The organism is Nocardia asteroides (assembly GCF_900637185.1).
GTDB lineage: Bacteria > Actinomycetota > Actinomycetes > Mycobacteriales > Mycobacteriaceae > Nocardia > Nocardia asteroides.
Genome location: NZ_LR134352.1, coordinates 170,105 through 193,607 on the forward strand (window position 1 = coordinate 170,105; position 23,503 = coordinate 193,607).

The 23,503-nt window shown below is 68.9% G+C and carries 24 protein-coding genes; 13 read left to right on the forward strand and 11 right to left on the reverse strand.

The genetic code is table 11. The features are described from left to right. Positions 1-9 precede the first annotated feature (9 nt). Positions 10-1,182 carry an inorganic phosphate transporter gene (locus EL493_RS00905; protein ID WP_022566152.1) on the reverse strand — a complete coding sequence of 391 codons (1,173 nt, stop codon included), beginning with the start codon at positions 1,180-1,182 and terminating at the stop codon, positions 10-12. 63 nt (positions 1,183-1,245) lie between these two features. After that, positions 1,246-2,763, reverse strand: coding sequence for an ATP-dependent DNA ligase (locus tag EL493_RS00910; RefSeq protein ID WP_019049554.1), 1,518 nt, complete (start codon positions 2,761-2,763; stop codon positions 1,246-1,248). Between the two features lie 94 nt (positions 2,764-2,857). On the opposite strand from EL493_RS00910, the gene ramB reads away from it, so the two are divergent. Next, entirely contained in the window at positions 2,858-4,264 is a 1,407-nt protein-coding gene (ramB, locus tag EL493_RS00915) for an acetate metabolism transcriptional regulator RamB (RefSeq protein ID WP_019049555.1), read from the forward strand. 3 nt (positions 4,265-4,267) lie between these two features. On the opposite strand, the gene EL493_RS00920 is transcribed toward ramB, so the two are convergent. Next, positions 4,268-6,097, reverse strand: coding sequence for an acyl-CoA dehydrogenase (locus EL493_RS00920; RefSeq protein WP_019049556.1), 1,830 nt, complete (start codon positions 6,095-6,097; stop codon positions 4,268-4,270). Between the two features lie 340 nt (positions 6,098-6,437). Between EL493_RS00920 and urtA the strand changes: the two genes are divergently transcribed. The 6 genes from urtA to EL493_RS00950 are packed head-to-tail and all read left to right on the forward strand — an operon-like array spanning position 6,438 to position 11,996. Further along, positions 6,438-7,688, forward strand: coding sequence for an urea ABC transporter substrate-binding protein (urtA, locus tag EL493_RS00925; protein WP_022566151.1), 1,251 nt, complete (start codon positions 6,438-6,440; stop codon positions 7,686-7,688). Positions 7,689-7,748: 60 nt separating this feature from the next. Further along, entirely contained in the window at positions 7,749-8,633 is an 885-nt protein-coding gene (gene urtB, locus EL493_RS00930; RefSeq protein ID WP_030201304.1) for an urea ABC transporter permease subunit UrtB, read from the forward strand. Beyond that, positions 8,630-9,766: an urea ABC transporter permease subunit UrtC gene (urtC, locus tag EL493_RS00935; protein ID WP_019049559.1), complete on the forward strand. Its 1,137-nt coding sequence runs from the start codon at positions 8,630-8,632 to the stop codon at positions 9,764-9,766. The genes urtB and urtC overlap by 4 nt, the downstream gene beginning before the upstream one ends. Beyond that, positions 9,763-10,575: an urea ABC transporter ATP-binding protein UrtD gene (gene urtD, locus EL493_RS00940; RefSeq protein WP_019049560.1), complete on the forward strand. Its 813-nt coding sequence runs from the start codon at positions 9,763-9,765 to the stop codon at positions 10,573-10,575. Before urtC ends, urtD begins: the two co-directional genes overlap by 4 nt. Continuing rightward, positions 10,568-11,260 (forward strand): urea ABC transporter ATP-binding subunit UrtE, encoded by a 693-nt coding sequence (gene urtE / locus EL493_RS00945; RefSeq protein ID WP_019049561.1) that lies wholly within the window; start codon positions 10,568-10,570, stop codon positions 11,258-11,260. The genes urtD and urtE overlap by 8 nt, the downstream gene beginning before the upstream one ends. Positions 11,261-11,273: 13 nt before the next feature. Continuing rightward, on the forward strand, positions 11,274-11,996 hold the full coding sequence (locus EL493_RS00950; RefSeq protein ID WP_019049562.1) for a GntR family transcriptional regulator: 723 nt from the start codon (positions 11,274-11,276) through the stop codon (positions 11,994-11,996). Positions 11,997-12,001: 5 nt separating this feature from the next. On the opposite strand, the gene EL493_RS00955 is transcribed toward EL493_RS00950, so the two are convergent. Next, positions 12,002-12,889 (reverse strand): nuclease-related domain-containing protein, encoded by an 888-nt coding sequence (locus EL493_RS00955; protein ID WP_019049563.1) that lies wholly within the window; start codon positions 12,887-12,889, stop codon positions 12,002-12,004. Between the two features lie 204 nt (positions 12,890-13,093). On the opposite strand from EL493_RS00955, the gene EL493_RS00960 reads away from it, so the two are divergent. After that, positions 13,094-13,639, forward strand: a complete 546-nt coding sequence (locus EL493_RS00960; RefSeq protein WP_019049564.1) for a carboxymuconolactone decarboxylase family protein — start codon at positions 13,094-13,096, stop codon at positions 13,637-13,639. A gap of 92 nt (positions 13,640-13,731) precedes the next feature. Beyond that, entirely contained in the window at positions 13,732-14,109 is a 378-nt protein-coding gene (locus EL493_RS00965; protein ID WP_019049565.1) for a VOC family protein, read from the forward strand. Here EL493_RS00965 and EL493_RS00970 read toward each other — a convergent pair whose 3' ends face one another. Beyond that, on the reverse strand, positions 14,110-14,433 hold the full coding sequence (locus EL493_RS00970; RefSeq protein ID WP_019049566.1) for a DoxX family protein: 324 nt from the start codon (positions 14,431-14,433) through the stop codon (positions 14,110-14,112). Positions 14,434-14,537: 104 nt separating this feature from the next. Continuing rightward, positions 14,538-15,386, reverse strand: a complete 849-nt coding sequence (locus EL493_RS00975; RefSeq protein WP_019049567.1) for an SDR family oxidoreductase — start codon at positions 15,384-15,386, stop codon at positions 14,538-14,540. A 98-nt stretch (positions 15,387-15,484) separates the two neighbouring features. On the opposite strand from EL493_RS00975, the gene EL493_RS00980 reads away from it, so the two are divergent. Next, positions 15,485-15,907 (forward strand): winged helix-turn-helix transcriptional regulator, encoded by a 423-nt coding sequence (locus EL493_RS00980; protein WP_019049568.1) that lies wholly within the window; start codon positions 15,485-15,487, stop codon positions 15,905-15,907. Here the strand turns inward: EL493_RS00980 and EL493_RS00985 are convergent. The 3 genes from EL493_RS00985 to lpdA all read right to left on the reverse strand — a co-directional run bounded on the left by EL493_RS00985 (position 15,865) and on the right by lpdA (position 18,839). Further along, positions 15,865-16,563, reverse strand: a complete 699-nt coding sequence (locus EL493_RS00985) for a polysaccharide deacetylase family protein (RefSeq protein ID WP_019049569.1) — start codon at positions 16,561-16,563, stop codon at positions 15,865-15,867. The two genes, EL493_RS00980 and EL493_RS00985, sit on opposite strands and share 43 nt — an antisense overlap. A gap of 64 nt (positions 16,564-16,627) precedes the next feature. Continuing rightward, a complete protein-coding gene (locus EL493_RS00990) occupies positions 16,628-17,122 on the reverse strand; it encodes a L,D-transpeptidase (RefSeq protein ID WP_022566148.1) in 495 nt (164 codons plus the stop codon). A gap of 313 nt (positions 17,123-17,435) precedes the next feature. Next, complete coding sequence (gene lpdA / locus EL493_RS00995; RefSeq protein ID WP_022566147.1) at positions 17,436-18,839, reverse strand: dihydrolipoyl dehydrogenase; 1,404 nt, start codon at positions 18,837-18,839, stop codon at positions 17,436-17,438. A gap of 95 nt (positions 18,840-18,934) precedes the next feature. On the opposite strand from lpdA, the gene EL493_RS01000 reads away from it, so the two are divergent. Further along, entirely contained in the window at positions 18,935-19,975 is a 1,041-nt protein-coding gene (locus tag EL493_RS01000; RefSeq protein WP_019049572.1) for an AraC family transcriptional regulator, read from the forward strand. Positions 19,976-20,090: 115 nt separating this feature from the next. Continuing rightward, on the forward strand, positions 20,091-21,110 hold the full coding sequence (locus tag EL493_RS01005) for an NADP-dependent oxidoreductase (RefSeq protein ID WP_022566146.1): 1,020 nt from the start codon (positions 20,091-20,093) through the stop codon (positions 21,108-21,110). A gap of 7 nt (positions 21,111-21,117) precedes the next feature. Here the strand turns inward: EL493_RS01005 and EL493_RS01010 are convergent, their stop codons facing one another. After that, complete coding sequence (locus tag EL493_RS01010) at positions 21,118-22,092, reverse strand: dipeptidase (protein WP_022566145.1); 975 nt, start codon at positions 22,090-22,092, stop codon at positions 21,118-21,120. A gap of 135 nt (positions 22,093-22,227) precedes the next feature. Here EL493_RS01010 and EL493_RS01015 point away from each other — a divergent pair, with 135 nt between their 5' ends. After that, positions 22,228-22,758: an AMIN-like domain-containing (lipo)protein gene (locus tag EL493_RS01015; RefSeq protein WP_019049575.1), complete on the forward strand. Its 531-nt coding sequence runs from the start codon at positions 22,228-22,230 to the stop codon at positions 22,756-22,758. A 3-nt stretch (positions 22,759-22,761) separates the two neighbouring features. On the opposite strand, the gene narI is transcribed toward EL493_RS01015, so the two are convergent. After that, positions 22,762-23,502, reverse strand: a complete 741-nt coding sequence (gene narI, locus EL493_RS01020) for a respiratory nitrate reductase subunit gamma (protein WP_019049576.1) — start codon at positions 23,500-23,502, stop codon at positions 22,762-22,764. Position 23,503 lies beyond the last annotated feature (1 nt).

The window sequence follows — 23,503 nt, forward strand, 5'->3', positions numbered from 1 at the left end:
CGCTCCCCGCTATCCGGCGTGGTTCTGTTCGACCGACGACGAGGCCGCGTCGCCGGGCCACTCGTTCACGTTGTGCGTGCCGACCGGATCGCGACGCGACCACAGGTAGATCCCGAGCGCGCCGCCGATCAGGATGCCGAACACCACCAGCACACCGGGCAGGCCGCCGATGAGGTGCGCGATCGCCCAGCAGATCGCGCCGACGATACCCGCCATCGGCAGGGTCAGCAGCCAGGCCACCGCCATCCGGCCCATCACCCGCCAGCGCACCTCGGCGCCCTTGCCGATGCCGGTGCCCAGGATGGCACCGGTCGCGGTCTGGGTGGTCGACAGCGGCAGACCGAAGTGCGCGGAGGTGAGGATGATCGCGGCCGAGGTGGACTCGGCGGCCATCCCCTGCGGCGACTCGATCTCGACCAGGCCCTTACCCAGGGTCCGGATGATCCGCCAGCCGCCGAGATAGGTGCCCAGCGCGATCGCGACGGCACACGAGGCCATCACCCACAGCGGCATGTGGTCGTCCTTGTCCAGCGAGCCGTAGGCCACCAGCGCGAGGAAGATGATGCCCATCGTCTTCTGCGCGTCGTTGGTGCCGTGAGCCAGCGAGACCAGCGAGGCCGAGCCGATCTGGCCCCAGCGGAAGCCCTCGGTCGACTTGTCCTCGTCGACGCCACGGGTGATCCGGTACACCAGGAAGGTCGCGATGGCCGCCACCAGCGCGGCGATCACCGGGGCCAGCACGGCGGGAATCACGATCTTGATCAGCACGCCCTCGGAGCCCGAGGCCCAGATCACGCCGTTCCAGCCGAGCGCCGCGATGGTCGAGCCGATCAGGCCGCCGAACAGCGCGTGCGAGGAACTCGACGGCAGCCCGAGCAACCAGGTCAGCAGGTTCCACAGAATGCCGCCGACCAGGCCGGCGAAGACGATGACAAGCAGGTCCTGTCCGCCCACGTCGTTCAACTGGACGATGCCCTTGGCCACCGTCGCCGCCACCGAGACCGACAGGAACGCGCCGATCAGATTCAGCAGGCCGGAGAGCGCCACTGCCACGCGCGGCTTGAGCGCGCCGGTGGCGATGGAGGTCGCCATGGCGTTGGCCGTGTCGTGGAAACCGTTGGTGAAGTCGAAAACGAGAGCTGTGACGATGACGATCAACAAGACCATTAGTTCGGCGCTCACCCGGACAGTGTGTCGTATGCCGATACCGAATTGCCAAACCGTTGCGGGAAAGTCTTCGCCACCTCACCCGGTCACGCCGAGCGCGCGCACGGTATCTATCGTGTCGGCCTGCGCGGGCTCCTTGTCCGGCCGGTAGCGCAGCACCCGCGCGAATCGCAGCGCGACGCCGCCGGGATACCTGGTGCTGGTCTGTACGCCGTCGAGCGCGATCTCGACGACGAGTTCGGGGCGCAGGTACACCGCGTGCCCGTCGCTGTGGGTCTGGTAGCGCGGGAACTCCGCGGTCTGCCAGCGCAGCAGTTCGTCGGTGAGGCCCTTGAAGGTCTTGCCGACCATCACCGGCTCACCCGTCTCCGGGTCGAGGGCGGCCAGGTGCAGGTTCGACAGGAACCCGGTGCGCCTGCCGTAGCCCCATTCGGCGCCGATCACCAGCAGGTCGAGGGTGTGCGCCGGTTTGATCTTCTGCCAGGACTTGCCGCGCCTGCCCGCCGCGTAGGTGGCGTCGAGGGCCTTGACCATCAGGCCCTCGTTGCCGACGGCCAGCGCGTCGTCGTAGTACTCGGCGGCGGCCTCGGCGTCGGGGGCGATCAGCGCGGGAATGCTGTGTTCGCCCGCCACCTGTTCCAGCGCGGTGCGGCGGGTGCGCAGCGGCTCGTCGATCAGGTCGGCGCCGTCCAGGTGCAGGCAGTCGAAGAAGTAGGGGTGCAGCAGCAGTTCCCTGGTGTCGCCGACGGTGGCGAAGCGGCTCATCGTCTCCTGGAACGGGCGCGGCCTGCCCGCGTCGGTGAGCGCCAGGGTTTCCCCGTCCAGGACCACGCTGGCGCAGTCGAGGCCGGCCACCAGCGCGACCAGCTCGGGCACGCTCGCGGTGATGTCGCGCAGGGTGCGGGTGAACACCCACACCCGCTCGCCGTCGCGGTGCACCTGGATGCGGGCGCCGTCGAGTTTGTGTTCGACACTCACCTGCGGGCCCAGTTCGGCCAGCGCCTCGTCGAGCGAGCCGCCCGGCGAGGCCAGCATCGGCGCGACCGGCCTGCCGACCTCGAGCCGGAACGCGTTCAGCGCCGCCGCGCCTCCGGTGACCGCGGCGACGGCCGTGGCGGGCAGCTGACCGGAGAGCATGTGCGCGCGCCGCACCACCTCGACCGGAATTCCGGTGGCCTGCGCCAGCGCCTCGACGACCACCGCGGTGAGCGCGCCCTGACGCAGTTCCCCGGTGAGCAGGCGGATGAGGAAGGACTGCTCGTCGGCGGTGGCCGCGGTGAACAGTTCCGTCAGCAGTTCGCGCCTGCGCAGGGTCGAGCCGGTTCCGCTGAGCCCGGTCAGCGCGGTGAAGACGTCGTCGACCTCGCCCACGGTCAATCGCGCCGCGTCGCTGGGCGGTGTCTCCAGCCCGGCGACCGTGCGCCAGCCGGCGCCGATCCGGCCCTGCGTCAGCTCACCCGACAGCCAGGCCACCACGGTCCCGATCTCCCGCGGGCCCGCGGCCGCGAAGAGTCCGGCCAGCGCGGCGATCTTCGCCTTGCGCGACCTGGTGGCCCGTACCGCCGCCGACACCGCGACGACATCGCTGAACAGCACCCGTCGACCGTAGCGCGCCGGTGTGACACATCCCTCGCACCCGGTTGTTAAGAATCCGTTGGCAAGCCTGCGAAACCGCCCATAAACTGGACATATGGCCAAGACCTATGTCGGTGCGCGGCTGCGCCAGCTGCGTACCGAGCGCGGCCTGAGCCAGGTCTCGCTGGCCCAGAAACTGGAGATCTCGGCCAGCTATCTCAACCAGATCGAGCACGACGTGCGGCCGCTCACGGTGCCGGTGCTCAAGCGGATCAACGAGGTCTTCGGCGTCGATCCGGCGTTCTTCTCCGCCCACGACGACACCCGGCTCATCGCCGAACTCCAGGAAGTCGTGATGGACGCCGAGCTCGGCATCGAGGCCGACACCCAGGAGATCGCCGACATGGTCTCGGCGCATCCGAGCATGGCCCGCGCGCTGGTCGCCATGCACAACCGGTACCGCAACACCAGCGCCCAGCTGGCCGCCGCCACCGAGGACCGCTTCTCCGACGGTTCGGGCAGCGCCGCGATCAGCAAGCCGCACGAGGAAGTGCGTGACTACTTCTATCAGCGCCAGAACTACATCGACGAGCTCGACACCGCGGCCGAGGACCTCACCGCGCGCATCCGCTTCCACGGTGGCGACGTGAGCACCGAGATCGTCCGGCTGTTGCGCGCGCACGGCGTGCGGATCGTCGAGCGGATCGACCTCGGCGAGGGCGTGCTGCACCATTTCGACCCCGAGACCAACCAGCTCGAGATCTCCCCGCACCTGTCCGGCGGCCAGCGCACCTTCAAGCTCGCCGCCGAACTGGCCTATCTCGAATGCGGACCACTGCTGGACAAATTGGTGGAGGAGGGCAATTTCGCCTCCGAGGCCGCGCACAAATTGGCCATGCTCGGGCTGGCCAACTATTTCGCCGCGGCGACGGTGCTGCCCTATACCCATTTCCACGAGGTGGCCGAGGATTTCCGTTACGACATCGAGCGGCTCTCGGCGTTCTTCTCGCAGAGCTACGAGACCATCTGCCACCGGCTCTCCACCTTGCAGCGGCCCAGCCTGCGCGGGGTGCCGTTCTCCTTCGTGCGGGTGGACCGGGCGGGCAACATGTCGAAGCGCCAGTCCGCCACCGGTTTCCACTTCTCCGCCAGCGGCGGCACCTGCCCGCTCTGGAACGTCTACGAGACCTTCGCCTATCCCGGCAAGATCATGACCCAGATCGCGCAGATGCCCGACGGCCGCAAATACCTCTGGGTGGCCCGCACCGTCGAACGCCGCGCCACCCGCTACGGCCAGCCCAGCAAGACCTTCGCCATCGGCCTCGGCTGCGAACTCCGCCACGCGGGCCGCGTCGTCTACGCCGACGGCATCGACCTGGGCGAAGCCTCAGCCACCCCCATCGGCGCGGGCTGCCGAGTCTGCGTCCGCGCCAACTGCCCGCAACGCGCCTTCCCCCCACTCGGCAAGTCCCTCGACATCAGCGAACACCGCAGCTCCGTCTCCCCCTACCTGATCAAGTAGCGCTCAGAAGGCTTCTTCGGGGATGGACATGATGTCGGTGTCGAGGGCGGCGAGGATGGATCTGGTGGCGGTGAGTTCGGGCAGGACGTTCTTGGCGAAGAAGGTGGCCGCGGCTACTTTGCCCTGGTAGAAGGGGCGGTCCTTGGTGGGGGCGTCGCCGGACAGCGCCGCGGCGGCGATGTCGGCCTGGACCAGCAGGCGCCAGGCGATGAGCAGGTCGCCGACCGCCATCAGGAAGCGGACCGAGCCGAGGCCCACCTTGTAGAGCTCGGTCGGGTCGGTCTGACCCGCCATGGCGTAACCGGTGAGGGTGGCGGCCATGGCGCCGATATCGGCCTGGGCGGTGCGCAGCAGCGCGCGCTCGGTGGCGAAGCGGCCGGTGTCGGCGTCCAGGTACGCGCTGATCTGACCGTTCACGTGCGCCAGCGCGGCGCCCCGATCGCGAATGATCTTGCGGAAGAAGAAGTCCTGCGCCTGGATCGCGGTGGTGCCCTCGTACAGCGAGTCGATCTTCGCGTCGCGGATGTACTGCTCGATCGGATAGTCCTGCAGATAGCCGGAACCGCCGAAAGTTTGCAGGGACTCGGTGAGCAGCTGATACGCCCGCTCGGACCCGACCCCCTTGACGATCGGCAGCAGCAGATCGTCCACCCGGTGCGCGGTCTCGGCGTCGGCACCGGAGACCAGTTGCGCCACATCGGCGTTCTGATGCGCGGCGGTATACAGATACACCGCCCGCAGCCCCTCCGCGTAGGCCTTCTGCATGGCCAGCGACCGCCGCACATCGGGATGATGGGTGATGGTCACGCGCGGCGCGGCCTTGTCGGCCATCTGCGTCAGATCCGCGCCCTGCACCCGCGTCTTGGCGTATTCGAGCGCGTTCAGGTACCCGGTCGACAGCGTCCCCGAGGACTTCACACCCACCGTCATCCGCGCGTTCTCGATCACCTTGAACATCTGCGCGATCCCGTTGTGCACGTCGCCCACCAGCCAGCCCTTGGCAGGCACGTCCGTGCCGCCGAAGGTGAGCTCGCAGGTCGGCGAGGACTTCAGGCCCATCTTGTGCTCGAGCCCGGTCACGTACACCCCGTTGCGGTCGCCGAGCGCCATCGTCTCGGGGTCGAACAGGAATTTCGGCACATAGAACAGCGACAGCCCCTTGGTACCGGGCCCGGCACCCTCCGGCCGGGCGAGCACCAGGTGGAAGACGTTCTCCGCCACCTCGCCCACGTCGCCACCGGAGATGAACCGCTTGACCCCCTCGATGTGCCACGACCCGTCCGGCTGCGGCACCGCCTTGGTGCGGCCCGCGCCCACATCCGAGCCGGCGTCGGGTTCGGTGAGCACCATGGTGCCCTGCCAGCCGCGTTCGAATCCGCTACGCGCCCAGCGCTTCTGCTCGTCGGTGCCGATCTCGTGCAGCACCGACCCCATCAGCGGGCCCATGTTGAAGAAGCTGGCCGAGGGGTTGGCGCTGATGACCAGTTCGTTGATCGCCCACAGCAGCACGTTCGGGGCCGGCGTGCCGTCCATCCCCTCCGGCATGCCCAGGCGGTACCAGCCCGCCTCCTGCACCGCGTCGACCGTCTTGCGCAGCGGCGCGGGGACGCTGATGTCGAAGGTGCCGGGGCGGAAGACCACCGGGTCGCGGTCGGCGGCGGCGAAGGAGTCGGCGATGGGCCCCTCGGCCAGCCGTCTCACCTCGTCGAGGATCTGTCGCACGGTGTCGAAATCCAGGTCGCCGTAGGCGCCGGTATCGAGCAGTTTGTCGAGCTGCAGCACCTCGAACAGGTTGAACTCGAGGTCACGCACGTTCGCCTTGTAGTGCCCCACCGGGGACCTCCTCGACTGACCACACGCGGCCCGAGCGCCGCGCGATTCGGCTGTTCGACGTCGTACGAATCCGAAGCGTGCCGCACCGCGGCGTCCCTACGCAACCGTAGGCACGCCGATCCCCGCGCCCGGCGCTGAGCACTTGTTCACACGGATGAAACAGACGAAACGGACACGTGACCGAGAGATATTCCGGTGCAACAAGTTCCATCTACTGTTCCGCTCACGAATACAGCCGCTGTATACAACTCGGTGTACATCCAGACACCGGGCAGGCCGCGGTGGTGTTCGTTGTGGCGCGTGTGGCGCCGCCGTTACACCTGATGAGGAGAACCGCCCCATGTCTCAATCCCGTTTGGTCCGGGCACTCACCGTGCCTGCCGCGGTGGCCGTCGCCGGCCTGTTGCTCACCGGTTGCGGTGCCCGCGACGACGCGTCGTCGGGTTCGACCGCCGCCTCGTGCGTGGACACCACCAAGGACACGATCAAGGTCGGCTCGCTGCACTCCCTCTCCGGCACCATGGCCATTTCCGAAGTGACCGTGGCCAATTCGACCAAGCTGGCGATCGACCAGATCAACGCCGCGGGCGGGGTGCTCGGCAAGAAGATCGAGATCGTGCTCGAGGACGGCGCCTCCGACCCGAAGACCTTCGCGGAAAAGGCGGAGAAGCTGATCAGCTCCGACTGTGTCGCCGCGGTCTTCGGCGGCTGGACCTCGTCGAGCCGCAAGGCCATGAAGCCCAAGTTCGAGAGCCTGAACTCGCTGCTCTACTACCCCGTGCAGTACGAGGGCCTGGAGGACAGCAAGAACATCTTCTACACCGGCGCCACCACCAACCAGCAGATCATCCCCGCGCTGGACTACCTGAAGCAGAAGGGCATCAAGTCCCTCTACCTGGTCGGCTCGGACTACGTCTTCCCGCAGACCGCCAACCGCGAGATCAAGGCCTACGCCGCGGCCAACGGCATCGAGATCAAGGGCGAGGACTACACCCCGCTCGGCTCCACCGATTTCTCCACCATCGTCAACAAGGTGCGAAACGCCAAGGCGGGCGCGGTCTTCAACACCCTCAACGGCGACTCCAACGTCGCGTTCTTCCGTGAGTACACCAACGCGGGCCTCAAAGCCGCTGACATGCCGGTGGTCTCGGTGTCGATCGCCGAGGAAGAGGTCGCCGGTATCGGCGCGCAGAACATCGCGGGCCAGCTGACCGCCTGGAACTACTACCAGACCGTCGACACCCCGGTGAACAAGAAGTTCGTCGCCGACTACAAGGCCGCCTTCGGCGCCGACAAGCCCACCTCCGACCCGATGGAAGCCGCCTACGCCTCGGTCTTCCTGTGGAAGAACACCGTCGAGAAGGCCAAGTCCTTCGCCGTGGCCGACGTGCAGGCGGCCGCCGACGGCGTGAGCTTCGAGGCGCCCGAGGGCACCGTCACCATCGACGGCTCCAACCACCACATCACCAAGACCGCCCGGATCGGCGAGATTCGCCCGGACGGCCTGATCTACACCGTGTGGGACTCCGGCAAGGCGATCACCCCCGACCCGTACCTGAAGTCCTACGACTGGGCCAAGGGCTTGAAGTAGATGTCGCGTGGCCGCGACATGTTCGCGGCCACCGAGGCCCACCGATCGCAGGGAACTCATATGGATGTACTCATCGGCCAACTCTTCACCGGGTTGAGCCTCGGCTCTATTCTTCTGCTCGCCGCGCTCGGCCTGTCGCTGACCTTCGGTCAGATGGGCGTCATCAACATGGCGCACGGCGAGTTCATCATGGCCGGCTGCTACACCACCTACGTCGTGCAGCAGGTCTTCTCGTCGGCGGGCGTCTCGCTGGTCGTCTCGCTGCTGCTGGGTTTCCTGATCGGCGGGCTGCTCGGCGCCGCACTGGAAATGGGCCTGATCCGCTACATGTACGACCGCCCGCTGGACACCTTGCTGGTCACCTTCGGTGTCGGGCTGGTGCTGCAGCAGGCCGCGCGTGACATCTTCGGCGCGCCCGCCAAGAACGTGCTGGTGCCCGAATGGCTCAGTGGCGGAATCACCATCGCGGGCGCGGTGGTGCCCAAGACCCGCATCTTCATCCTGGTGCTCGCGATCGTCGCGGTGACCGCGCTGGCCGCCGTGCTCAAGGCCACGCCGATGGGCCGCCGTATCCGGGCCGTCGTGCAGAACCGTGGACTCGCCGAGACCTCGGGCATCTCTTCGCGTTTCACCGATATCAGCACCTTCTTCATCGGTTCCGGCCTGGCCGGGGTGGCCGGTGTGGCGCTCACGCTGATCGGTTCGACCAGTCCCACCATCGGCCAGAGCTATCTGATCGACGCGTTCCTGGTGGTGGTGATCGGTGGCCTCGGCCAGATCAAGGGCACCGTGATCGCGGCCTTCGCACTCGGCCTGCTCAATTCGTTCATCGAATACTCGACCACCGCGTCCATCGCGAAGGTCATCGTGTTCGTGCTGATCGTCATCTTCCTCCAGGTCCGACCGCAGGGCCTGTTCACCGTGCGGACAAGGAGTTTGGCATGACCGCACTCACCTCACGCCTGCGCGAGTACCCCCGGCTGACCCCCGTCGCGGGCTTCGCCGTCGCCGCGTTCATCCTGTTCGCGGTGGCGCCGGCGGTGCTCAGCGACTTCCGGCTGAACCTGCTGGCCAAGTTCCTCTGCTTCGCCATCGTGGCCGCGGGCATCGGCTTGGCCTGGGGCCGTGGTGGCATGCTCACCCTGGGCCAGGGCGTGTTCTTCGGCATCGGCGCCTACATCATGGCTATGCACATGCAACTCGCCGACGCCGCTCGCCTCGGCAACGACGTGCCCGAGTTCATGGAGATCTCCGGCATCAGCGAACTGCCCGCCTTCTGGCAGCCGTTCGCCTCGGCGCCGGTCGCCATCCTCGCCATCCTGGTGCTGCCCGGGCTGGTCGCCGCGGTGCTCGGCTTCGGGGTGTTCAAACGCCGGGTCAGGGGCGCCTACTTCGCCATCCTGAGCCAGGCGCTGGCGGCGGCGCTGGCCATCCTGCTCACCGGTCAGCAGGCCATCGGTGGCTTCACCGGCCTGTCGGATTTCCGCGCGTTCTTCGGCTTCAAGCTGTCGGACCCGGCCAACCGGCAGATGCTGTTCTTCCTCGCGGCGGGCACTTTGCTGCTGGTCGTCGCGCTGATCCGGCAGCTCAACCGCAGCCGCTACGGCGAACTGCTGGTCGCGGTGCGCGACGCGGAGGAGCGGGTGCGCTTCCTGGGCTACGACCCGGCCAACATCAAGATCGTCGCCTATGTGGTGGCGGCGTTCCTGGCCGGCATCGCCGGCGCGCTGTTCACCCCGATCGTCGGCATCATCTCGCCCGCCGACATCGGCGTCGTCCCGTCGATCGCGTTCCTGATCGGTGTCGCGATCGGTGGCCGGACCACGCTGCTCGGCCCGGTGCTCGGCGCGATCGGCGTGGCCTGGGCGCAGACCTCGCTGTCGGAGTCGTTCCCGTCGGGCTGGACCTACCTGCAGGGTGTGCTGTTCATCGTGGTCGTCGGCTTCATCCCGGCCGGGCTGGCCGGCCTGTGGCCGATGCTCAAAGGCTGGTGGGCGAGCCGGGAGCCGCGACCGGCCCCCGCGCCGATCGCGCCCGAGCCCGCCGTCGTCACCGAGGAGAAGGTGGAAGCCCGATGACCACGCACGAACCCAAAGCGGGCGGCAACGCCGGCATGGACAGCGACTACCTCGAAATCCGCGGGCTCTCGGTGAGTTTCGACGGTTTCAAGGCGGTCTCCGAGGTCGATCTCACCGTGCTGCAGGGCGACCTGCGGTTTCTGATCGGCCCCAACGGCGCGGGCAAGACCACCCTCATCGACGCCATCACCGGACTGGTCCCGGCGACGGGATCGGCACAGAAGTCGGGCACCGAGCTGCTGGGCAAGAAGGTGCACCAGATCGCCCGCCTCGGCGTGGGTCGCACCTTCCAGACCGCGAGCGTGTTCGAGCAGCTCACCGTGTTGCAGAATCTCGACATCGCGGCGGGCGCGGGCCGTTCGCCGCTGTCGCTGCTGCGGGCGCGCAAGACGGTGCTGCCCAGCATCGAAGAGGCTTTGGAGACAACGGGTCTCACCGCGCTGCGGGACAAGCCAGCCGGAGTGCTCGCGCACGGGCAGAAGCAGTGGCTCGAGATCGGCATGCTGCTGGTGCAGAACGCCTCGGTGCTGCTGCTCGACGAACCCGTCGCCGGGATGAGCGCCGAGGAACGCGAGGAGACCGGAAACCTGTTGCGCCGCATCGGCGGTGACCGCGTGGTCGTGGTCGTGGAACACGACATGGACTTCATGCGGTCCTTCGCCACCTCGGTCACCGTGCTGGCCGGCGGCCGGGTGCTCAGCGAGGGCAGCGTGGAAGAAGTGCAGGCCGACCCGAAGGTGCAGGAGGTCTACCTCGGCACCGCGACCATGGCCGCGGACTCGACGGACAAGGAGTCGGCCGATGCTTGAACTACACGAGATCCACTCGGGATACGGGCGCACCGAGGTGATCCACGGCGTCACCATGACGGTGCCCGACGACAGCGTGGTCGCCATCATGGGCCACAACGGCGCGGGCAAGACCACGCTGCTGCGCACCGCTGTCGGCCTGTTGCCCACCAAGTCGGGCACCATCACCTTCGACGGCGAGAAGATCACCAAGCTCTCCCCCTCGCAGCGGGTCAAACGCGGTATCGCCTACGTGCCGCAGGGGCAGCAGAGCTTCCCCCAGCTCACCACCGCCGAGAACTTGCAGGTCGTGGCCGACGGGCGCAAGCGGGGCAAGGCGCTGATCGAGGAATCGCTCACGCTGTTCCCGGCCCTGCGTGAGCTGCTCACCCGCAAGGCGGGCCTGCTCTCCGGCGGCCAGCGCCAGCAGCTGGCCATCGCCCGCGCGCTGATCACCGAGCCCAAGCTGCTCATCCTGGACGAGCCCACCGAGGGCATCCAGCCGTCGGTGGTGGCCGAGATCGAACGCACCATCATCGAGCTCACCCAGCGTGGCGGGCTCAGCGTGCTGCTGGTGGAACAGCACATCGGCTTCGCGTTGCAGGCCGCGCAGCAGTACTACGTGCTGCACTCGGGGCATCTCGGGTCGTCCGGGGCGGGCGGCGCGGGCGCGGAATCCGCGGTGCGCGCGGCGATGGCGATCTGAACGCAGCGGCGAGATGCCACGCGGGGGCACGGGCGGCGACGAACCGCCCGCGGGCGGTCGGGTGCCGCTGGCCGAGCGCGTCTACGTCGCGCTGCGCGACGACCTGGCCGTCGGGTCCATCTCACCGGCCGAGCGGTTGCGCGCGGAACGGCTGGCGCGCCGCTACGGCGTCTCGCGCACTCCGGTGCGCGAGGCGCTGGCCCGGCTCCAGGCCGACGGACTGGTCCGGCGTCACCCGGACGGGCTCTACCTGTACCGGCCGAGCCCGGCCGAGCTGGACGAACTCTACGAACTACGGATCGTGCTGGAAGCCCGTGGTTTTCAGCGCATCGAGGCCACCGACTCGGTGCATCCGCACCGGCAGGCCGGCCACGACTTTCCCGTGGTGCGCGCCGAACTCGAGCGCTGGCGCGCGTTCCGGGACACGCCACCGGACCCCGGCCCCGACCTGGTCGCCGCCGACGAGCGGTTCCACACCGAACTGCTGCGGGCCGCGGGCAACCTCGCCCTGGCCGACGCGCTCACCGCCGTCTACCTCCGGGTCCGCCCCGTCCGCACGATGGACGCGCCGACCCCGGCCCGGGTCGCGGCGATGACCGCCGACCACATCACCATCGCCGAACACCTCCTCGCGGGCGAGCCGGAACCGGCTCGGCGCGCCCTCGTCGCCCATATCGCCGCCTCGCGCACCCACCTGCGGGCGCGCGCCGAACCCGGTCACGCCGTGCGGGATTGACTGGTTCAGCAGCCGTTCTGGAACGGCCAGCAGGCGGTCGGTCGCTGACTCACCGGAGTCGGCGCCGGCCGCGTGGTCTGCGAGGTCTCCGAACTGGGCCGGGGCCGTGGCGAGTCGTGGAGCAGGGCCTGCCCGATCACCAGGAACACCACGAAGACACCGAGCAGCGCCGCCGCGAACACGATGAGTCCGGTCTTGCGGCCGCGCCGGCCCGGCTCCGGCGGGGGCGCCTGGATCGGCTCGGTGAACCGGCGCGGCTGCGGTGGCCGCGGCGCCGGCGCGGGGCGGTTGCCGTCGAACCCGTCCTCGGCCAGTTCGGCGCGCGAGGGCGCGAGCTCGGCGAGGCCGAGCGCGGTGCAGGTGGTGCGGACCCGGTCCACGGTCCACGCGCGCGGGCCCGCGGCGAAGCCGTCGAGGTAGACCCGCAGCTCGTGCGCGTCGACGGTGTTGGCGACGACCACGTCCAGGCCCGGCCGCAATACGGTGCGGGCGGGCCGCACCACCACACCCCGGTACGGCACCAGCACTACCGCCCCGCACACCTGGCCGCCGTCCTGCAGCGCCTGTTCCAGCGCCACGCGTACCGCGTGCACGCCGTGTTCGAGCCGGTCGGTGAACCCCGCCGCGGACTCGGTGTCCAGGTCGAGCGGGCTGTCGCTGATCGTCCACGCGCCCGCCGCCGACACCGCGAGCAGCCCGCTCTGCCTGCGCCGGAACCCCTTGACCTCGACGACCGTGATCCCCCGCGGTGTCACGATCACCGCCCCCAGCCTGCGATCCCCGACCCGGCAATCGATCAGCGCGAGCCCCGTACCCGGCGAGGCGCGCAGGCAATCGACGAACTCCCGCTCGGCGCCGGTGAGCTCCGCCTCCGGCCTGATCCGAACCAGCATGTGCGATGTTCCCCTACGAGTCTGAAGCGACCTCACACCGCCGCTGCGCGCTGCGGTGCCCACCGATCATGACGCGCAACTGTTGCGAAAACCACTGGAAAGCAAAGAAAAACACCCCGCCGCGCACAGTCCGCACCGCAACCCGCTACCGGCGAGTACGCTGCGAACCGGCCGCGCCGACCCGAACAGACAGGTGGAGACGAGATGGATAAAGCGCCACTACCACGCGTTTCTCCGGGACGTTTCGCCGAACTGGGACCCATCAACTGGGTTGTCTGGCAGGTACTTTCCCGCGCCTCCGGCACCGACGACGCGCATCTGTTCAGCACCCTCGGCCGCACCGGCGGGCTGTTCCGCGGGTGGCTGCATTTCTCCGGCAAGCTCATGCCGGGGGGACGGCTGCCGCGCGCCGAGGCCGAACTGGTGATCCTGCGGGTCGCGCACCTGCGCGCCTGCGACTACGAGACCGACCACCATCGCAGGCTCGGACGCAAAGCGGGACTGAGCCTGGTCGAGATCGACCGGGTGGCCGCCGGCCCGGACGCCGAGGGCTGGACGCCGCGGCAACGCGCGCTGCTGACCGTCGTCGACCAGCTGGTCACCGACCGGGACGTGGCCGATGCCGCCTGGACCGAGCTGGCCGCGCACTACGACGAGCGCCGGCTGATCGAGATCGTGCTGCTGATCAACCAGTACGAGGGCCTGGCCGCCACCATCACCACGCTCCGGATCGATCGCGACACCTTCTGAACATGTGACGCAGCTCATAGAGCGGAACTCGCGAATGCTCGCCATCGTTTAATTCGTACAACGTACGGAGTTCATCGCATCGAGGAGCACGCATGCAGATCACCAGTTCGGCCATCTCGCTCAATGTCGCCGACCCGCAGGCCTCGGCCCGATTCCTGATCGACCACCTCGGCTTCACCGAGCAGATGGCGGCCGACGGATTCGTCTCCCTGCAGCGCGCCGACGCCGGGATGAACGTGATCTACCTGCGCACCGGGCTCGGCACGTTCAAGCCGGCCCGGATCGCGGGCAGCGCGGGTGAGGGCACGCTCGTGGTGTTCGTCGTCGACGACATCGACGCCGAGTACGAGCGGCTGCGCGGGGCGGGCGTCTCGATCGAGACGCCCATCGAGACCGAGGAGTGGGGCGAGCGCTACTTCCAGATGACCGATCCGAACGGGATCGTCATCCAGCTCGTGCAGTGGATGTGATCAGCGGCGCGCGACCCGCAGCGCCGCCAGGATCATCGGGATCTGCAGCGGCAGCCGGGCCAGCACCCCGGCCTTGAACAGGTTGTTCGCCTTCGGGTTGCCGACCACGTCGACGGTCATCTGGATGTTCGCCGGGAAGACGCCGACGAACAGCAGGGCGGCCAGCCAGCCACCGAGGCGGCGGGTGCGCGGCACCGCGAGCGCCGTCGCCACGCCGAGCTCGGCGACTCCGGAGGCGTAGGTGTAGGTGCGCGGGTTGCCGGGCAGCTTCGGCGGCACGATGCCGTCGAAGGGCTTCGGCGCGACGAAATGCAGGACGCCCATCACGAACAGCAGGCCACTCAGGTACGAGTGCGTGCGCCGACGGGGAGATTCGGTAGCCACACCCGAACTCTGCCACACCGCTCCCCGGCGGCCCACCCCCTCTTTCAGGCCAGCAGGGCCCGGAACGCCTCGACCGGCGGCGTGACCGGGCGGCCGATCAGCTTCGCCAGATCGCCGGTCCGCACCTCGAGCAGGCCACGGCCGATCCCGGTGTCGGCGTCGGCCAGCGCGGCGGCCACCGGCTCGGGCAGCCCGGCCTGGCCCAGGATCGCCGCATAGTCGGCTTCGGGCAGATCCTGGTAGCGCACCGGCTTGCCCGCGACCTCGCCGATCACCGCGGCGAGCTCGTCACCGGTCAGCGCCTCGTCGCCACCGAGTTCGTAGACCCGGCCCTCGTGCCCGTCGGTGATGAGTACCGCCGCGGCCGCGGCGGCGTAGTCGGCACGCGGGGCGCCGGAGACCTTGCCCGCGCCGGAAGCGCCGGCCAGCACGCCGGTCTGCGCGGCGTGCGCGGCGCCCGCCGCGTAGTTCTCCCAGTACCAGCTGTTGCGCAGCAGGACGGTGGGGATACTCGCGGAGGCGAGCACCTCCTCGGTGCCGCGATGTTCCTGGGCGAGGATCATCGGGTTCTCCGTGGCGGCGGGAATGCTGGTGTAGGCCAGCAGCCGGACACCGGCGCGCTCGGCCGCGCGCACGACATTGGTGTGCTGGGCGACCCGCGCGCCGAACTCGTTGCCCGAGACGAGCAGCACCCGGTCGACGCCGGTCAGGGCGGCATCGAGCGCGGCGGGGTCGTCGTAGGAGGCCTGTCGGACCACCGCGCCGCGCTCGGCGAGGTCGGCGACCTTGGCCGGGTCGCGCACGATCGCGACGGGCCGCTCGCCCGCCGTCAGCAGGGCCTCGACGACGAGCCTGCCCAGCTGTCCACTCGCACCGGTCACCGCGACAGTCATGTTCTACCTCCAGAGTTCATACGATTTGTCATGCACTAACTAATAGTAAGCACTATGCATTCCGCAGGCACTCTGGTCAAGAGCGGTACTATCGGGCCATGAGCACGCGGCAACCGCCCCCGGCGGACGAGGATCCGGCCATCGAGGCCGACGTCTTCGCGCGTAACTGCAGCTCACGACCGGTACTGCAGAACGTCGCGAGCCGCTGGGGCGTGCTCGCGCTGGTGGCTCTGCGGGAGGGGCCCTACCGGTTCAGCGCGCTGCGCAGGCGCGTCGACGGGGTGAGCGAGCGGATGCTCTCGCAGACCCTGCAGTCGCTGGAACGCGACGGCATGGTGCATCGCGAGGTGCTCGAGGCCATTCCGCCGCGGGTGGAGTACACGCTCACCGAACTCGGGGCGCAGGTGGCCGAGCGGCTGGAGTCGCTGATCGTGGTGCTGGAGACGAACATCGACACCGTGCACGCGGCGCAGGCGTCCTATCGCCGCGACGACAAGTCCGAGACGGTGGTGAATTCGTAGCCCTGGGCACGCAGCCCACGCACGATCTCCGGGACCGCGGCCGCGGATTCGCCGCCGTGCATCACGTGCAGCAGGATGATCGAGCCGGGGCGGGTCCGGGCAAGAGTGTCGGCGACGATGGCGTCGCGGCTCGCGCCGCCGGCCGAGTCGGGTTCGACATCCCAGGTCACGGTGGTGCGGTCGTGCTCGGCGAGATAGTTCGGCAGGGACCAGAGCTTCTTGCCGTAGGGCGGGCGGAAGGTGATCGGCCCCTGGTAGCCGGTGCGACGGATCTCGGTGTCGGTGCGCTCGATCTCCGAGCGCACGGTGTCACCGGAGATCAGCACCATGCGCCGGTGGCTGTAGGAGTGATTGCCGATCTCGTGGCCCGCCGCGGCGATCGCGGCGCCGTATTCGGGATGCGCGGCCAGATCACCGCCGACCAGGTAGAAGGTGGCCGGAACGCGCAATTCGGCCAGCATCCGCAGCACCTCGGGGGTGCGGTGGGTGGGGCCGTCGTCGAAGGTGAGCGCGACCCACTTCTGGTCGGTCTCGACCCGGGCGACGAGTTCGCCGGTGAGCTGATAGGTCCGCGAATTCATCAGGACGTACAGCCCGCCGACAACGGCCAGCACCACCACGAACGCCGCGGCGCCGCCGATCAACCACTTCCGCACACAAGCTGTATACCGCATGCGCGCACAGCGGGCCGATCGGCGAACGCCGGGCCGGAACTACCCGTTACTCGATGACCTGGGTGATGTCGCCCGGGCGAAGGTAGTCGAAGAAACGATGGGCGCCGTCCTCGGTCATCCGCACACAGCCGTGCGACTTGGAATTGACCGGGCCCACATGGAATGCCATATCGCCGTTGAAGAACGTGGCCCAGCGCATCGGCGCATTGTGCATGGTGCTCCAGTGGAATTCCCGCTTGAAGGAAATCCGGGTCACCGCGGGCGGGGTCTCGTAGCCGGCCATACCGTGCGAAATCGGCGTCGGACCGAAGACCACCCGGCCGTTGTCCACCAGCCAGGCCTCGTTCGTCGACAGCCGCATGCATGCCCTGGCCTCCACCACCGGGCACGGGGACGCGGTCGGAACGATCGAGGGAACACCGGGAACGTCGGGGCCACCCGGGAAAAGCGGTTCGGCCATCGCGGGCGCCATGGTGCCGAATCCCGCCACCGCGATCAGTGCCGCCGCACGTGCCACCAATCCGAGAATGCGCTTGCTCATCGAGTAGTTGCCTCTCTAGTCCGCCTCCCCGCGCCTTTTGCCGACCGTGGGGAGCGTCGACAGTGCGGTTGCCGGGCCGGCGGTGACAAGGTGGTCAGCCATTGGGCGTGCCCGGCGAGTTACCCATGTACTGACGAAATCAGATGGAGCTACCAACAGGCGAAGCAGAGAACTACACGGATCATCGTGTATGACATGCGGATCCACCAAATCAACGCTCACAACTTTGCCGAAAAGAAATACTCGGAATTCGTGTCGTGGCACGGCGAAGGGGCGGCCGCTACGCGACCGCCCCTTCGGTGTCTTCGCCCGATCAGAAGTTGATCATGTGGCCGGCGAGGCCGTGGATCGCTTCCTGCAGCGCTTCGCTGAGCGTCGGGTGGGTGTGCACGTTGCGCGCGAGCTCGTTGACCGTGAGGTCCCACTTCTGGGCCAGGGTCAGCTCGGGCAGCAGCTCGGAGACGTCGGGGCCGATCAGGTGGCCGCCGATGAGCTCGCCGTGGGTCTTGTCGGCGATCAGCTTCACGAAGCCGGTGGGGTCGGCCAGACCGTGCGCCTTGCCGTTGGCGGTGAACGGGAAGGTCGCGACCTTCACGTCGTAGCCCTCGGCGCGGGCCTGCTCCTCGGTGAGACCGAAGCTGGCGACCTGCGGCTGACAGAAGGTGGCGCGCGGCATCATCCGGTAGTCGCCCAGCGCCATGGTCTCGGCGCCCGCGATGGTCTCGGCCGCGACCACGCCCTGCGCCTCGGCCACGTGGGCCAGCTGGAGCTTGGCGGTGACGTCACCGATCGCGTAGATGTGGCCCACGTTGGTGCGCATGTAGTCGTCGATCGCGATGGCGCCGCGGTCGGTGAGCGCGACACCGGTGGTCTCCAGGCCGTAGCCGTCCACCCGGGGCGCGAAGCCGACGGCCTGCAGCACCTTGTCGACGGTGACGGTCTCGACCGCGCCGGACTTGTTGTCCTTGATCTGGACGGTGACCTTGGAGCCGTCGTCGTCGATCGTCTGCACGGCCGCACCGGTGGTGATGGTGATGCCGAGCTTCTTGTACTGCTTGGTGATCTCCTTGGACACGTCGACGTCCTCGTTGGGCAGCGCCCGGTCGAGGAACTCCACGATCCGCACGTCCACGCCGTAGTTCTTGAGGACGTAGGCGAACTCCATGCCGATGGCGCCCGCGCCGACGATCAGGATCGAGCCCGGCAGGTCGCGGGTGAGGATCTGCTCCTCGTAGGTCACCACGTTGGCCGAGAGCTGGGTGCCCGGCAGCAGCTTGGTGGTGGTGCCGGTGGCGATGATGACGTTGTCGAACGTGATCGACTCGGAGCCGCCCTTGGTGAGGGCCACATCCAGCGAGTTCGGGCCGGTGAAGGTGCCGAGGCCGTCGAACTCGTCGATCTTGTTCTTCTTCATCAGGAAGTGCACGCCCTTGACGCGCCCGTCGGCCACCTTGCGGCTGCGGTCGAAGGCGGCGCCGAAGTCGAAGCTGACCTCACCGGAGATGCCGAAGGTCTTGGCCTCCTTGTGGAAGATATGGGCCAGCTCGGCGTTGCGCAGCAGTGCCTTGGACGGGATGCAGCCCACATTCAGGCACACGCCACCCCAGTATTTCTGCTCGACAATCGCTGTTCGCAGGCCGAGTTGAGCGGCACGGATCGCGGCGACATATCCGCCGGGACCAGCGCCGAGAACGACGACATCGTAGTGGGAAGTCACGACCCCGAGCCTAACTCTGTTTCGGGGAGTTCACCCACCCGTCCCCCCGGTAAGTGAGGGCCGCCGGGAACGGACCGGACGGTAATGTCCAGACGGTGAGCGGCGGGGCGGGAACGGAGGGTTCCGGGACGGGCAGCCGGCTCGACGGCACCGTCTCGACGCACCTGGTCCGCCTACTCGTCGACGAGGCCAGGCGGGCGGGCGCGAGCGAGGATCAGCTCGCCCGCGTACCCGGTACCGGCGAGGTGATCCTGCGCGGCGAACTGAACCGCGTCCCGATGAGCTCGCTGCTGCGGCTGTGGGAGCTGATCGCGCACGCCAGGCCCGGTGCGGGTTCCGGCGCCGCGGTGGCCGCCGCCGCGCCGCTGGGTTCGCTGAACACCTGGGACTACCTGGTGACCACCGGGCCGACCCTGGCCGACTCGCTGCGCGCGGCCCAGCCGTACCACCGCCTGGTCACCGCGGCCACCGAGGGTTTCGACCTGTCCGGCGACGGCGAGCTCACCGTCGGCTACCGGACCTCCGCCGGTGATCCGCTGGTCGCCTCGGTGGTCAACGAATACGTGCTCGCCTACTACCTGCGCCGCGCGCGCGAGGCCACCGGCCGCCCGCTCACCCCCACCCGCGTCAGTTTCGGGCACCGCGCGCCCGCCGACCGCGCGGGCCTGATCGCCGTCTTCGGCACCGACCGGATCGACTTCGACGCCGAGTCCGACGCGATCACCTTCCACGCCGACGACGCCACGGCCCCGCTCCCCCGCGCCGATCCGATGCTGGCGAATCTCGTGCGCAGCCACGCCGAACTGGTCCTCGCCTCCGCCCGCCCGGTCGCCGATCCGCTCGACGCGTTCCGCATCGCCCTGGCCGCCGCGCTCGACGCGGGCGACCCGGCGCTGGCCCGCGTCGCGAAAAGCCTGGCGATGAGCCCGCGCACGGTGCAACGACACCTCGCCGAGCACGGCACCTCCTGGCGCGACGAACTCGACCTGCTCCGCTACGAGCGCGCGAGGGCCCTGCTGGACGCCGGGCACAGCACCGCCACCGTGGCCGAGCAGCTCGCCTTCTCCGACGATCGGGCGCTGCGCAAGGCCTTCCACCGGTGGGCCGGGACGACGCCGGGAGCGCGGGCCGGCTGACGCTGTCGTGAACGGACCGGTCCGTGACGCGCGCGGACCTGGGACCGCCGACCCGGCGCCCCTACCGTTGTCCGCACCGGAGAAACACCGGCTGACCTCGAAGGAAGGCGCGATCATGAGCACTGTCACCCTGCCCACCCACACCCGCGAGATCCACCTGGCCGCCCGGCCGGACGGCGCGCCGGTGGCGACGGATTTCGCCCTCGTCGAGCACCCGCTGCCCGAGCTCGCCGACGGCCAGATCCTGGTGCGCAACACCTGGATGTCGGTGGACCCGTACATGCGGGGCCGGATGGACGACAAGGAGTCCTACATCCCGGCGTTCGAACTCGGTGCGGCACTGGATGGTTCGGCGATCGGCGAGGTGATCGCCTCGCGTTCGGCCGATATCGCGGTGGGCGCCACGGTCTCGCACTTCGCCGGCTGGCGCGAACACGCCGTCGTGGACGCGGCCACCGCCACCCCGATCGATCCGGAAGTCGCTGCACCGCAGCACTTCCTGGGCGTGCTCGGCACCACCGGTCTCACCGCCTACGCCGCCCTCACCGACGTGGCCCCGGTCCGGCCCGGTGACACCGTGTTCGTCTCGGCCGCGGCGGGCGCGGTGGGCAGCGTGGCGGGTCAGCTCGCCACGGCGCTCGGCGCGAAGCGGGTGATCGGCTCGGCGGGCGGAGCGGTGAAGGCGCGCACGCTGCTCGACGAGTTCGGCTTCGACGCGGCGATCGACTACCGCGCGGGCGATCTGGGCGGGCAGCTCGCGGCGGCCGCGCCCGACGGCGTCGACGTCTACCTCGACAGCGTCGGCGGCGAGCACCTCAAGGTCGCCATCGAGGCGCTCAACCAGCACGGCCGCATCGCCCTGGTCGGCGCGATCAGCGGCTACAACGGCGCCACCGCCGCGCAGACCCCCGATCTCTATCTCGCCGCGACGAAGGAGGCCACCCTGCGCGGCATGCTGGTGACCAGCTACTTCCCGCAGTTCGGCGAGTACATCGCGAAGGCGGCGGGCTGGCTGGCCGACGGCACCCTGCGCACCACCGAGACCGTGTACGAGGGCCTCGACCAGGCCCCCGCCGCGTTCCTCGGCGTGCTCGCCGGAGCCAACACCGGCAAGATGCTGGTCCGGCTGGGCTGAGCGGCGCTCAGTCCCGCCAGACCCGCGCGGCGACCCTGGCGAAGTTGCCGCAGAAGATGGCGGCCCGCTCGGCGGGGTGGAAGCCCCGGTCGGCCAGGAGTACGTCGAGGCCGGGCGCGCCGGATTCGCCGAGCAGGTCTTCGGGCGGAACCCATTGGAGTGGGCCCCATTTCGTGTACGACTCGGAGAAGGCGCCGGGGTTGGCGCGGATCTCCTCGTTGAACTCGGCGCCGTCGAAGGAATAGTCCGAGCCGACGCCGATGTGGTCGAGCCCGACCAGGTCCACGCCGTAGCGAATGTGGTCGGCCATCGCGGCCAGACGGGCGCCGTGTTCACCGGGAGCGTTGTGGCCGAGGAAGATTCCCACGCCGTTGATCCCGATCACGCCGCCCGTCTCGGCACAGGCCAGCGCCTGATCGTCGGTGATATTGCGCGGATGCTCCCACAGGGCAGCGAAATTGGAGTGGCTGTAGATCATCGGCACGGTGGTATGGGTGGCGATGTCGAGCCCGGTGCGCCGCGAGCAGTGCGAGCCGTCGGCGAACACACCGACCTCGTTCAGCTTGCGCACCAGGTCTTTTCCGTACCCGGTGAGGCCGGTGTCGACGGTGTCGAGGCAGCCGCATCCCGCCGCGTTGGCATGGTTGTAGGAGGGCAGCAGCGAGCGCACGCCGAGACCGTGGAACAGCTCGACATTGTCGAGATCGCCCCCGAGCGGTCCGGAATCCTCGAGGTCGAAGGCGAGCGCGATGGCATCGGGCGCACCGATATCGGCCGTCCGCTCGACCAGCCGGAACCGCGAGTCGGCCGTCGCCTGCTCACGGAACCGATCGAGCAGCGCGAGCGAATCCTGTGTGGACTGCGCCGAATAGCCCACATTCACCGACAGGTACGAGCCGAGCGGATACCGCGCGAGATCGCCGATCCGCGCGGTGTGATGCAACGGCAGACAGCAATGCTGTTCCCACAGGAAGGGCGCCACGTTCACCTCCGGTCATCGTCCGTGACCTGCGATCCTACGTTTCGCAACACGACCGGAACCGTAGCGACGCTAACGCACTGTTCGATCAACCCGATCAATCAGGTACTTCCTCCCACTGCTCGAAGGTGGTGCGACATGCGTCGCGTCCTCGTATTCCTGTCCACGCTCGCGGTCGGCGCCGGGCTGTGGACGATCCCCGCCGCGGCGGCCCCGCCCGCCTGCGACATCACCTGGGGTTCGCTCGACAAGTCTTCCTCGAACTACTCCCCCGCCACCGTCGTCGATGTGCGCGCGGGCAGGCACGAATGCTTCGACCGCCTCGTCGTCGACCTGGCCGGTCCGGTCGCCGGCTACCGAGTCGGCTATGTCGACACCGTCACCATGGACGGCTCCGGCGCGGCGGTGCCCCTGCGCGGCGGCGCGTTCCTCCAGGTGGCGGTCCAGGCTCCGGCCCACGACGACGCGGGCGCGGGCACCTACCGACCGGGACAGCCCGCCGAACTCGTCGGTGTCGGCGACTACCCGGCCTTCCGTCAGGTCGCGTGGGCGGGCTCGTTCGAGGGACAGACCACCCTCGGTCTCGGGGTCAGGGCCCGGCTGCCGTTCCGGGTGCTCACCCTCGACAACCCGGCCCGCGTGGTGATCGACGTGGCCCACGCCTGGTGAGCCTCACCAGCCTCGGCGCTGCGGCCGCGAGCCGACCAGCTCGCCGGGCTCGGCGGTCCCGCGGGTGCGGTAGACGATGTAGGGCCGGAACAGGTAGCCGAACGGCGCGCTGAACGCGTGCACGAGCCGGGTGAACGGCCAGATCGCGAACAGGACCAGCGCGATCGTCACATGGATGTGGAACGACAGCGGCGCCTGGGCCATCAGGTCACCGCGCGGCTGCAGGATCCAGATCGAGCGGAACCACGGCGACACCGTCTCGCGGTAGTTGTGCTCGGGGCCGACGGCGCCGGAGCCGATGAGGGTGGTCGCCAGGCCGGTCACCAGGGCCGCGATCAGGACCAGGTACATGATCTTGTCGTTCCAGGTGGTCGCGGTGAACACCGGGCCGTTGACGCGGCGCCGGTACACCAGCAGCACGATCCCGGTCAGCGTCGCGACGCCCGCGATGGACCCGAGCGTGATGGCCTGGATGTGATAGACGTGCTGGCTGATACCCACCGCGTCGGTCCAGGATTCGGGGATGACCAGTCCGATGATGTGCCCGACGATCACCACCAGCATGCCGAAGTGGAACATCGGGCTGCCGATCCGCAGCAGCCTGCTCTCGTAGAGCTGGGAGGACCGCGTGGTCCAGCCGAACTTGTCGTAGCGGTAGCGCCACCAGGTGCCCACGATCATCATCGCCAGGCTCACGTACGGGACGATGTCCCAGTAGATCTCGCCCGCGGAGACGGAATCCATG

What these genes read in the sequence shown, in the direction of transcription:
- urtD (WP_019049560.1), top strand. Translation starts at nt 9,763, where the DNA reads ATGACCACGCACGAACCCAAAGCGGGCGGCAACGCCGGCATGGACAGC.
- narI (WP_019049576.1), bottom strand. Translation starts at nt 23,502, where the DNA reads ATGGATTCCGTCTCCGCGGGCGAGATCTACTGGGACATCGTCCCGTAC.
- urtB (WP_030201304.1), top strand. Translation starts at nt 7,749, where the DNA reads ATGGATGTACTCATCGGCCAACTCTTCACCGGGTTGAGCCTCGGCTCT.
- EL493_RS00960 (WP_019049564.1), top strand. Translation starts at nt 13,094, where the DNA reads ATGGATAAAGCGCCACTACCACGCGTTTCTCCGGGACGTTTCGCCGAA.
- urtE (WP_019049561.1), top strand. Translation starts at nt 10,568, where the DNA reads ATGCTTGAACTACACGAGATCCACTCGGGATACGGGCGCACCGAGGTG.
- urtA (WP_022566151.1), top strand. Translation starts at nt 6,438, where the DNA reads ATGTCTCAATCCCGTTTGGTCCGGGCACTCACCGTGCCTGCCGCGGTG.
- EL493_RS01015 (WP_019049575.1), top strand. Translation starts at nt 22,228, where the DNA reads ATGCGTCGCGTCCTCGTATTCCTGTCCACGCTCGCGGTCGGCGCCGGG.
- EL493_RS00980 (WP_019049568.1), top strand. Translation starts at nt 15,485, where the DNA reads ATGAGCACGCGGCAACCGCCCCCGGCGGACGAGGATCCGGCCATCGAG.
- EL493_RS00965 (WP_019049565.1), top strand. Translation starts at nt 13,732, where the DNA reads ATGCAGATCACCAGTTCGGCCATCTCGCTCAATGTCGCCGACCCGCAG.
- EL493_RS00970 (WP_019049566.1), bottom strand. Translation starts at nt 14,433, where the DNA reads ATGGGCGTCCTGCATTTCGTCGCGCCGAAGCCCTTCGACGGCATCGTG.
- urtC (WP_019049559.1), top strand. Translation starts at nt 8,630, where the DNA reads ATGACCGCACTCACCTCACGCCTGCGCGAGTACCCCCGGCTGACCCCC.
- EL493_RS00955 (WP_019049563.1), bottom strand. Translation starts at nt 12,889, where the DNA reads ATGCTGGTTCGGATCAGGCCGGAGGCGGAGCTCACCGGCGCCGAGCGG.
- ramB (WP_019049555.1), top strand. Translation starts at nt 2,858, where the DNA reads ATGGCCAAGACCTATGTCGGTGCGCGGCTGCGCCAGCTGCGTACCGAG.
- EL493_RS00950 (WP_019049562.1), top strand. Translation starts at nt 11,274, where the DNA reads ATGCCACGCGGGGGCACGGGCGGCGACGAACCGCCCGCGGGCGGTCGG.
- EL493_RS00975 (WP_019049567.1), bottom strand. Translation starts at nt 15,386, where the DNA reads ATGACTGTCGCGGTGACCGGTGCGAGTGGACAGCTGGGCAGGCTCGTC.
- EL493_RS00990 (WP_022566148.1), bottom strand. Translation starts at nt 17,122, where the DNA reads ATGAGCAAGCGCATTCTCGGATTGGTGGCACGTGCGGCGGCACTGATC.
- EL493_RS01005 (WP_022566146.1), top strand. Translation starts at nt 20,091, where the DNA reads ATGAGCACTGTCACCCTGCCCACCCACACCCGCGAGATCCACCTGGCC.